Here is an 8,993-nt window from a genome sequence, read left to right as displayed (position 1 = left end):
GCTTTCTCATAGGGGTAACCTCATGCTGGGAAATGTGAGGTTACTGTAGGGCGAATTTCAGCAGGGCGGCAGAACGTCGTGGAATGGACGCTTACTTCCCAACCGACACCGTTATCATCGAGCCAGCGGAGTATCACTTGCCTTTCCGGAATATGCTCCCAAGGTTCGTCCTCAGGGGACCTAGGATCAGGAATATCTCGAAAGGACAGGAACAGAATATCCCGCCGCTCTCGGACACCAATCTCGAATGTTGTAGCGACTAGCTGCGGCACAGCATCCCCCAAAGGAACAAAGTAAATATTTCGTACGGATGTCATGGCCAATCTCTGACGCTGGCTCACATCGGCGGATATCCGTAAACTTCAAGACTTAACCACGTTTCCAATCACACAGGCAACCGGATACTCAATGACTCTCAACGAACGCGCCATCGGCGGCTTGCTGGCGCTGGCATGCGGTGATGCACTGGCCAACGGCGTGGAATTCAGCCCCCGTGGCAGCGCCGACATCAAAGACATGAACAGCACCCGAAGATACTTGCCTGTGGGCCAGTGGTCGGACGACACGGGGTTAGCGTTGTGCTTGGGAGAGAGCCTGGTTGCCAAGAACGGTTTTGATGCTGCCGATCAAATGTGCCGCTACGAGGGCTTTTACGACCGCCAGGAAGGCTGGCCCAGTGAACTAGCTTTGGCGCCAGGCAATACCCTTGGGGCGGCCCTTAAAAAGTTCAAACACACCGATGAACCCTTCGCGGGATCCACGCACCCGTTGGCGGCAGGAAACGGTGGCTTGATGCGCCTGCTCCCAGCAGTGCTCGCCGCGCATCCGGACCTGGAACTTATCCGCCTTTGGGCAAGAGAGTCCACCAGGACCACCCACGGCGCAGAAGAGTGTCTGGAGGCCAGTGAGTTACTGGCAATGATTATTCATTATCTGCTACGTGGAGAACCCAGGAACCAAGCCGTCGAAGCTGGAAAAGACGAAGCCTGGAAGAGCAAAAAAATCACGACACTGGCCCGGGGGGATTATCTTCAGAAGGCCGATGCGCTGATCAAAGCCAAAAGTTATGTGGTCGATACTTTGGAAGCAGCCCTTTGGTGTTTCGCTACAACAGACTCGCTTGAAGCTGCGCTTCTCGCCGCCGCGAACCTTGGGGATGATTGCGATACTGTCGCGGCGATCACCGGGCAGTTGGCCGGTTGCCATTACGGGCTCAACGCCATACCCGCAAACTGGCTGAATGTGCTGGTGGACAAAGACCGCATAGAACAGTTGGCCCAGCGTCTGATTTACCTGACGCCCGATACAAACGCCAACCCGAAAGGCTGAATATCCCATGAGCGATCAGCTGAGACGGCAAATCGAAATCCTGAAGTTGCTGCCCCGCCCAGGCCTGGCCAAATCAACCGGGGATATTCACAGAGAGCTAAAAGAAAGGGGCCACGCTTCTTCCAAGCGCACCATAGAGCGCGACCTGGAAAACCTGCTGGAAGTTTTCCCAATGTCTGTCCACAAGGAGCGCAAACAGGGTGCCAACGGCCGAACCAATTACTGGCATCTCACATCCCTGAAAGGCCTGCTGCCCGAAACCCTGCTGAACGACAACGATGCCGCCCTGGCACTTACCATGCTCAAACAGCAGGCTTACAATCGCCTGCCGCGCAGCGTGGTAAAGCGGCTGGATTCGCTCTGGCAACAAGCCACAACGACGGCAGAGACCGACAAGAGAGCGCAACAATGGATGCAGCTCATCCAATACCTTCCGGACCCCATGCGGCCGGAATCTCCGCCCATTGACGGGGATATGCAAAACACCATTGAAGAAGCTCTTGCAAGCTCAGATGCGCTAGACCTGACCATCGCGACACTGGACGGGGAAACCAGGCTCGAAGGTCTCCTCCCCCTCCGACTGCTGCTCCAAGAGGAAATACTCTATCTTCTAGCAGAATACCCGAGCGCACCGAATATGGACGAGAGTATTCAGCTGTTACCCATGCACAGAATCACCATGGCCGAAGCTCGCCTGAGTTTTGAGGACAGTTCGCTTGAGCCTGATCTAGCGCAATCCTTTGCCCTTGGAATGGAGGACAGCCTAAGGTTGGTAATCCGAGTGAACCGGCCACTGGCGGAAGCCTTGTTCAACCGACCTATTGGTCACGACCAACGTTTGGAGGAGGATTTCGCTAACCCAGGCCAATACACAGTGACGACCTTCATCGAGAACAGTCCGCAGCTGCGGCGCTGGGTGGCAAGGAGAAAAGGGAGTGAATTGGAAATCATTGAGCCGAGGGAGCTAGGTTGAATTTAATTTGGGTTTGGCACACCACTGTGTCGACTTACCACCAACCTTTTAAAAAAAGCTGGATGTCTATACACTATCGCCGACGTAACCTTTGCCATCGGAGCGATTAATGCGAACTTTTTTTGCCCGATCATATCAGTCGGTCCTTTCGAAATATTCGGTTCTCAAAAGCGATTCCGAGGAGGTAGCACCCGAATGACTTTCCGCTATATCGGATCAAAGTCCCGATTAGTCGACCAAATCGCGTCCTTCATGGGAACACCAGAGGATGGTTCTTTTTTCGTTGATGCTTTTTGTGGCACCGGAGTGGTAGCAGAATCAGCGGCCAGTTTAGGGTGGGATGTAAGAATCAACGATCATTTGCACTCAGCGGTTATATCGGCTCAGGCGAGATTGATCAGCCATGATCAGGCTTCGTTCTCCAACATCGGAGGCTACACCAAAGCCATCGAAGAGTTAAATTCTATCGCACCTATCGAAGGATACATCTGGCGCACATACAGCCCTGCCTCAGCTAGCTTTTGTGAAAACGAACGCCGGTACTTCACTCAACGCAATGCGGCCCGAATAGATGCGATTCGTGCAAAGATTTCAGAGTGGCGCGGAGCTGGGCAGATTTCAGAAACGGAGCAAGTATTATTGATCGCTGATTTGTTTGGTGCGTTGAATCGCATTGCCAACATAGCCGGGACTTTCGGATGTTTCTTATCAAAGTGGACCAAACAATCTCAAGGTGAGCTCGCGCTACGCCCACGAGAGCTCAAATCTACACAGACACGAGTGGAGGTAAGTGTTGGAGACGTATTTCAGGTCAAGAACCACGCTCAAGATCTAGTCTATTTGGACCCTCCATACACCAAGCGCCAATATGCCAGTTACTATCACATACTCGAAACTGTCGCATTACACGATCAGCCGGAGGTTCAGGGAGTGGCGGGATTGCGACCATGGCAAGACCTCGCATCTGATTTTTGTTATAAATCTCGCGCACTCAAAACCCTTTCGAGCCTACTCAATACCTTACAAGCCGAAAGAGTGCTCTTGTCATACAGCAGCGAGGGTCACATAGGTATGCAAGAGATGAAAACGGAGCTCTCGAAACTGGGCCGTTTTTCGGTCCATTCAATGGGCAGCGTAGGCCGTTATAGACCCAACAAAAATGCCAGCAAGTCAGCCTCAGACGTCAATGAGTTTCTAATTGAACTTCAAAGGCCCTTAGCGTCGATAGATAGAAACACGATTCGAATTAATGAGGGTCATGAAGATCTCATAGTGGAGAAATCATAATGGCTGCACCCAAGCCTCTTGAAACTGAGCTACTGATTTCAGCTGAGAAGGCTTTAGACCAAGCAGTTGCAAATGAGTCTACGCTCGTAGATTTCGAGCTCAGACTACAAATTCTGGAAGCGGTATCCTCCAGATTTGGTGGGTTCAAACTATCGGAATTCCATCGAATTTTCGAGGTTCAAAGCTTAAAACCTGCTGAATTACTCCTTGAGCTGGCCGCCCCGGTGGCCGCCGCCATAGAGAACTCCGAAATTGATCATGCTTTAGCACTGAGCGTACTGGCTCGTGAGACCCTTGAAGATCATGATCGCAAAAGCACAGGCGCATACCATACGGATTTCAGATTAGCATCTCGTCTTGCGGCTATGGCCGCTTCAAATCTCAATTTTAGAAGCAAAATCATAGATCCTGCTTGCGGGGCAGGAATTTTGCTGGCCGCAATCACACGTGAAGTTTGTGGAATGGACCGTTCGAAGACGACTCATTGGATTCGTAACGGAGTACATGCTGCAGATTTGTCGGGTAACTCACTTAGAGCAGCTCTATTAAGCATCGCTTCATTCACAGATGACCTTGAGGCGCTTCGAGTCATGAAATCAAAATGGCATCTCGGAGATAGCCTGCTAGCAAATAGCGAGATTTGGGAGACGATGGCGCCTGGGGGCTTTGACGGAGTTATAGGAAACCCTCCGTGGGAAAAGCTTAAATTATCAAAGCATGAATTTCTTAAAGCTAGGGGAAACAATAGGCATTACGGAGAGTCTGTAGAAGGTTTTAATGAAGAGCTCTTTTCCAAGCATCGAAATGAAGTTTCGACATACGCCCGTGAAATAGTTGATAGATACCCGAAGCTCCGCAACGGGGAGCCGGACCTGTACATTGCCTTTACTGAGCTTTTTTTCAACCTATGCAGAGATCAGGGCACTATTGCAGCTTTGTTGCCAGGCGGTTTAATCCGTTCTCAAGGCACGACAGCCATTCGAAAAGAGTTGGTTGAAGCCAGCCGTGATATTTCGCTGTCGATTATCGACAATCGATCTAGATTTTTTGCAATCGATTCCCGATTCAAATTCCTTGCAGTGGCCCTAGTGAAATGCAATAGATCGGAGATCAAACGCAATCCAATACAGCTGCTGCATGAGTCCGGCACCCGCAACGGATTGCAGGTAAACGGCCGAGCCACAATTGGCCGCAAATCTTTGAGCGATATAAGACCCGATCTGAGCTTTCCAGAGGTACGAAACGCTCAAGAATGGCAGCTATATTCAAAAATTATGAAAGCAGGCCAAATGTGGTTTGAACCCAAAAGCTCCTGGAAGCCCAAGTTCTGTCGTGAACTCGACATGACCCGAGAGCGAAAAAAATTTGTAACTGTTCCCGCCAAAGATGCATTACCGGTGATAGAGGGGCGAATGGTTCAGGCACACCGTTTCGGCGTAAAAGGGTATCTCTCTGGAGCAGGTCGACGTGCACTGTGGGAGGCATATCCGGTCGGAAACTCAAAACTGAGACCCCAGTTTTGGATTCGGAGTTCAGACATCCCGCAAAGAAGTTATGCTAGAACCCAGGTAAATAGAGTAGGTTTTTGCGACATTGCAGGTCAAACCAACGAAAGATCATTAATGGCGTGCATTATTCCCGCTGGTGTGGCATGTGGGAATAAAGTTCCGACAATTACTTTTCCTAACGATCCTTCTGAAGACAGGCTATTAGTTTGGGCGTCTGTTGCTAACAGCTTCGTGTTTGACTGGATGCTCCGACGGGTCCTTACAACCACAGTTAATTATTTTCTCTTGCAGAGCGTTCCACTTCCTAAGCTTACGAAAAACGGGCTCCCGTGGAAAAAACTTGTAAGCGCAGCCAAGGAGCTACAAAAGCTCAATAACGTAGGAGCGACAGAACAAACCTTCAAACGCATGGCCACTCTCAGATGTGAAATTGATACAGAAGTTGCACTGGCTTACAATCTAAACCTCGAAGACATGGAACTCATTTTTCGCGACTTTCCGATACTAGATCGCGGCCAAGTGTCATTACCGCATGAAGAAAGGTCGACAATAACTAGAGACACTGTGTTAGCGGCTATGGCCAGAAGGAGAGAGAATAGCGACGCACACTGGACAAACCGTGTGGAGGAAGCGGAGCTACTTGGTTCAAAAGCTTATATTCCCTCAGAAATCGCGTCGTGCTGCACCGTAAACAAAGAGACAGGAGTTAGCGTCAATGAGTAGTGGAGGCGGCAACGTCGCTCGTATTTTATATAAGGAATTGGTTGGGGGTGATTTGCGTAAATTAGAGGCGAAATCAAACGACACCCCTAGCGGTGGGGGCGCAAGAGATTTTAGGTTTCGGTCTTATGACGACTTATTACCTGTAATCGAGCAAATGTTTCCGCAAAAAAGCCAAGAACCCCGCACTAGGAATAAACAGCGTGTGACTATAGATGTTTTAAAAGGCTGGTTCTACTGGCAGGATAAAAGTACCGGTAAAGTAACTAAGAAAGAATCGACCTTTGAACCGCCTACTTCAGCGAGAAAAGGTGAAGGCAGAATAGCTCGGATTCATCAATACCCATGTTTTGACGCGGGTCATGTCACTATTAAACAGGGTAACCGTATTTTATTGCTGTTGGTTCAGCTTGATGACGGCAGCGTCTGGCCATATTACGCTGAAGAGAGCTCCATCCGAACTCCAGGTCTTTGGGATCCGAGGGTGGCTAGAGAGCTGATCGATTGCATTGATGCCAAACGCAAAGAAGGCACAGCAGTCTTAGGCTACAAAGACTTTACCAACGCAAAAGGATTCTGCAATGGCAAGTGATGCTTGTGTCTATGCCCTTAAATTATTGAAGCGCTCGAAAAACGTATTGATTTCAGGGCCTCCTGGAACCGGGAAGTCTAAATTGTTGGCTGAGGTAGCGACCGCTTTCGAAAGCGCGGCCAACGCCCGCCAGACTAGAGGTGGTTTGATCCATGACCCGGGTGGAAAAGTTCCAATACCTCCCTCCACCGGAGCTACCGGGGCCCTAATTCCCGCGGCAAATAAGACTAACAGAAAAGTATTCAGAACCGTCTTCCATCAAAATTCGAAATATCGTGATTTCGTATCGGGAATAACACCATCACTTAACCAATCTCGGGGCTCTACTGAATTCACTGTCGTCAAAGGAACCCTCTATCGTGCCAGTGAACACGCGAAAACAGAGGGAGGAGCTGCGCTCCTGATTATTGATGAAATAAATCGTGGTCCTGCGGTTCAGGTATTTGGGGGCGCAATAGTTGCAATTGAATCAGACAAGCGCCTCGCTCAGACCGGAGAGAAGCGAGCCGAAACTCAATACTTTGAAATTCTCGATCCTGAAACAGGCCAAACTATCGAGTATGCATTACCTCACGATCTCTATATTTTAGCAGCAATGAATCAAGCTGACGCATCCGTAGAACCTTTGGATGTGGCATTTTTGCGCCGCTGGGAGCCGCTTCGCCTGGAGCCAAACGAAGAAATTTTGAGAAATTATTATGGCGTGGGTGCAAAGGACATAGATATTTCCTTACCTGACCAAGTAACCACCATCAACGATGCTTTAGAAGCATCTGTGAGAGCTTGGGTATCGGTAAATGAACAGATTTCATTAGGACGTGGACCGGAATTTACTATTGGCCACGGTGTTTTTATGTCCGATTCAAACCCCCAAAGCATGGGTCTATCTGAAGTATTAGTCAGTCTTTGTGTCGCTTGGTCAAAAGTCCGCGCACATGTTGAAGAAGTTTTTTTCGGAGATATCAGAGGTATTGCCGCGACATTCAATGCCTTAGATGGACAAGGGTCCAATCCTTTCAAATTGGTAGATACAACTTTTGCCGATGACCTACGCTTTAGACTGGAAGGTCCTGCAAACTTTGACGAGAATAATATTTATCCAGCTCTAAAGGCTTTTGCTCGGGATTAATAAATGCTTAGAAGCAGACCAAGGTTTTCATTAGTTGAAAACGGGAAACCGGTTCAATTGTCTGATGATATGTTTTTGGAAGTAGGGCTAGATAAACATAAATTGAAATCGCTTCTTACGGATGCTGGTTTGCGCGCGGCTAAACATTTAGGGCTCAAAAACAACCCAATAACTATAGAGCCTAAAGGTGTCCGAGCAGCTGGTTTCGCTGGTTTGATTCGGCTGACGCCATCTTTGGAGCTTGAGGTTGCTCCTAAGTTTTTGGGCCTAGATGATCAAGACTCTATATGGAGGGAAGACTTCTTTTTCCTATGCACCTTATCCAAATACGGGAGGTTTCTGGCGACCGACAAGCTTTCTGCCTCAAGTGGTGCACCAAGGGATCTAGCCACATTGGTAGCGCGCTCTATCATCAGCATGTATGAAGCACAAAAGCGTCGACCGCTCCGGAGTTACCGAAAAGCTCTAGAAACAGGTTTTTTTATAGAAGGCGACCCCGATCCAGTAGACATCGTCTTTCCATCGCCCGAGGGATTCGAACAAGAAGTCATTCGATTTGATCGTCGCAACGTATGGAACGCTGAAATAGTGACAGCGGCCAAGGACTTGTTGCCTGAAGTACGTGAACCGGTGGTTGCTAGCTTTTTAATGCGGCTTATAGAAGATTTATCACCGCAAGGGAGTGTCTCCACTCGGTCAAAGCCTATTCCGTCCAGGCAGCGGGCTTGGAAACCTCTTCATGATCTTGCGCAGGACGTTATCCGAGGGCTTGGAGTCAATTATAAACAAGGACAAAGCGCTGCGCCTGGTTATCTAGTCACGACTTGGCGTGTTTGGGAAGACCTAATAACAGTAGCTTTACGACTCGGGTTTGGGAACTCTAGCGTGCAAAGTCAAGCGAGTTTTGTTTTAGGTGAGAAGACCTCTGCAGCTTCAGGAAAGACAAGCGATATTTTAGTATTCCCAGACTTTGTAATTCAAAACCAAAAAAATGGAAGGCGATTTCTCGTCGATGCCAAGTACAAGGGACACATAGAAAAAGGCAAATTGCGAATAGTTGAGTCAGATATCTATGAGGCTTTAGCTTTCGCAAAAGCGTCTTTTTGCAACTTGATCGTACTTATCTACCCTGCACGACCAGATGAACCGAAAAGGCCGTTGGGCAAATGTGAAACATTTCAAACATTGTCAATAAATGACGTAACTATTGTAGGAGTCCAAGTCGAAATCAGAAACATTTCAAAGCCAGGTGGAATAAAAGAATTTGCTTCCAAAATGTACGACTACCTTTCATCCTTTGATTTATAACTGATATTTTATCGCTCGTTTCCGATTCCAAAAACACACTAAAAAATATTCAACTACTAATCCGAAATAAAGTAAGCGAACATCATCCGGCGATATAAGCCAAATCCGGATGACCGAAAAACGATTTCAATAACCGTGGCAGCTTCT

Annotated in this window: 7 protein-coding genes; all 7 read left to right on the top strand. The window is 48.6% G+C overall.

Annotation, left to right across the window (positions count from 1 at the left end; translation table 11 throughout):
- Positions 1 to 408: 408 nt before the first annotated feature.
- The 7 genes from BY454_RS16075 to BY454_RS16045 all read left to right on the top strand — a co-directional run bounded on the left by BY454_RS16075 (position 409) and on the right by BY454_RS16045 (position 8,846).
- Positions 409 to 1,329 carry an ADP-ribosylglycohydrolase family protein gene (locus BY454_RS16075; protein ID WP_104417588.1) on the top strand — a complete coding sequence of 307 codons (921 nt, stop codon included), beginning with the start codon at positions 409 to 411 and terminating at the stop codon, positions 1,327 to 1,329.
- Positions 1,330 to 1,336: 7 nt separating this feature from the next.
- Positions 1,337 to 2,302: a WYL domain-containing protein gene (locus tag BY454_RS16070; protein WP_104417587.1), complete on the top strand. Its 966-nt coding sequence runs from the start codon at positions 1,337 to 1,339 to the stop codon at positions 2,300 to 2,302.
- A gap of 195 nt (positions 2,303 to 2,497) precedes the next feature.
- Positions 2,498 to 3,589 (top strand): DNA adenine methylase, encoded by a 1,092-nt coding sequence (locus BY454_RS16065; protein WP_104417586.1) that lies wholly within the window; start codon positions 2,498 to 2,500, stop codon positions 3,587 to 3,589.
- Positions 3,589 to 5,820, top strand: coding sequence for an Eco57I restriction-modification methylase domain-containing protein (locus BY454_RS16060; protein WP_104417585.1), 2,232 nt, complete (start codon positions 3,589 to 3,591; stop codon positions 5,818 to 5,820). The genes BY454_RS16065 and BY454_RS16060 overlap by 1 nt, the downstream gene beginning before the upstream one ends.
- Positions 5,813 to 6,409 (top strand): hypothetical protein, encoded by a 597-nt coding sequence (locus BY454_RS16055; RefSeq protein ID WP_104417584.1) that lies wholly within the window; start codon positions 5,813 to 5,815, stop codon positions 6,407 to 6,409. Before BY454_RS16060 ends, BY454_RS16055 begins: the two co-directional genes overlap by 8 nt.
- Complete coding sequence (locus tag BY454_RS16050; RefSeq protein WP_104417583.1) at positions 6,399 to 7,538, top strand: AAA family ATPase; 1,140 nt, start codon at positions 6,399 to 6,401, stop codon at positions 7,536 to 7,538. The genes BY454_RS16055 and BY454_RS16050 overlap by 11 nt, the downstream gene beginning before the upstream one ends.
- A 3-nt stretch (positions 7,539 to 7,541) precedes the next feature.
- Positions 7,542 to 8,846 carry a 5-methylcytosine restriction system specificity protein McrC gene (locus BY454_RS16045; RefSeq protein WP_104417582.1) on the top strand — a complete coding sequence of 435 codons (1,305 nt, stop codon included), beginning with the start codon at positions 7,542 to 7,544 and terminating at the stop codon, positions 8,844 to 8,846.
- Positions 8,847 to 8,993: the final 147 nt, after the last annotated feature.

This window comes from Marinobacter persicus, from assembly GCF_002934325.1.
In the GTDB taxonomy this organism is placed as follows: Bacteria; Pseudomonadota; Gammaproteobacteria; order Pseudomonadales; family Oleiphilaceae; genus Marinobacter; species Marinobacter persicus_A.
Note: the sequence above shows the minus strand (reverse complement) of the source record. Positions and strands in the feature narration are given on the sequence as shown.